1 protein-coding gene is annotated in these 1611 nt (G+C 72.6%); it reads right to left on the bottom strand.

The genetic code is table 11. The annotated features are described in order from the left end of the window. A partial coding sequence (locus tag ACWCPW_RS51985; RefSeq protein ID WP_449768687.1) for a non-ribosomal peptide synthetase occupies positions 1-1611 on the bottom strand: 1611 nt, incomplete at both ends.

Here is a 1611-nt window from a genome sequence, read left to right as displayed (position 1 = left end):
TCGGCCACGAACCGCTGCGCGGTCAGACCCGGCCTGCGCAGATAGCCGCGCGCCAGACCCACCCCCGCCACGTACAACTCCCCCGCCACCCCCGGTGGTACCAATCCCAGCGAAGCGTCCAGCACGTAGGCACGTGCCCCGGCCACCGGCGATCCGATGACAGGGGTGGCGGCGGCGTCGAGTCGTGCGCGAACCGCGTCCACGGTGCACTCCGTCGGCCCGTACATGTTGTGCGCCGTCAGGCCGTCCACGGCCCGCAGTTCGCGCCACAGCCGTTCCGGCACGGCCTCGCCGCCGAGCACGGCCACGCTCGGCCGCCACCGCTCGTTCGTGAACAGACCCTTGTCGGCCAGCACGCGCATGTACGTGGGGGTGACGTCGACGGAGTCGACCCGGTGACGCACCAGCCACGCCGAGAACCGATCGGCGTCGGCCCAGGTGGCGGCGTCGACCACGTGGAGTTCGTGGCCGCCCGTGAGGGCAGCGAGTTGGGCCCAGGAGGCGTCGAAGGACACCGAGGCGGTCAGCGCCACCCGCAACCGCCTGCCGCACTTCTCCGCCGCCGGGTCGAACACCCGTTCCCCGTACTGGCCGGCCGTGTCGACCACGCTCGCGTGGCGGGCGACGACTCCCTTGGGGGTCCCGGTCGACCCGGAGGTGTAGATCACGTACGCCGGGTGGTCGGGCAGCAGCTTCGGCGTCGGGTCGGCGTCCGGCATGGCCCGCAGCAGCTCGATGGTCTCCGGCGCATCGAGCAGCACGTGCGGCGTGTGGGTGCCGAGGCCGCCCGCGGCGGCCGTGGAGGTATCGGCCACCAGCAGCACGGGCCGGGCGTCCTCGACCATGGCCTCGATGCGTGCCGCCGGGTAGTCCGCGTCCAGCGGAAGGTAGGCGGCCCCGGCCTTGAGCACCGCGAGGACCGCCACGACCAGGGACGCCGAGCGTGGCAGGGCGACGGCGACGACGTCCTCGACTCCGACGCCGCGGGCGATCAACGCGTGGGCGAGCCGATTGGCCCGGCCCTCCAGTTCGGCGTAGGTCAAGGTGGTGTCGTCGGCAACTACGGCGACCGCGTCCGGCGTGGTGCGGGCCTGGATGCGGAAGAGCTCGGGGATCGTGCCCGCGCGCGGTTGTGTCGCCGTCGTCCCGTCGCCGCCAAGGTCGCCCACGAGCAGGTGGCGCTCGTCGGCGGACAGCACGTCGATGCGGCCCAGGGGCTGCTCCGGGGCGTGCACGACGGCCCGCAACAGCCGTACCCAGCGCGTGGTCAGGTTCCGTACGGTGCTCGGGTCGAACAGATCGGTGGCGTACTCGACGGCGCCGTTCATACCCAGGCACCCTCCGCCCTCGGCGCGCCGGTCGGTGAGGGCGATGTCCAGGTCGAACTTGGCCGTTGCCGCGGGTACCGGGGTGGCGTGGGTGTCCAGTCCCGGGAGCGCGAACGCCTCGGCCTCGGCGGTGTCGATGGAGAGCATCACCTGGAACAGCGGATGCCGGGCCGGGGACCGGTTCGGGTTGAGGGCCTGCACCAGGTGTTCGAAGGGCAGGTCCTGGTGGGCGTAGGCGGCGAGGGCCCTTTCGCGGACGCGTTCCAGGAGTTGGGTGAAGGTG

It is taken from the genome of Embleya sp. NPDC001921, from assembly GCF_053594475.1.
This window is presented reverse-complemented; position numbering and strand designations above follow the sequence as displayed.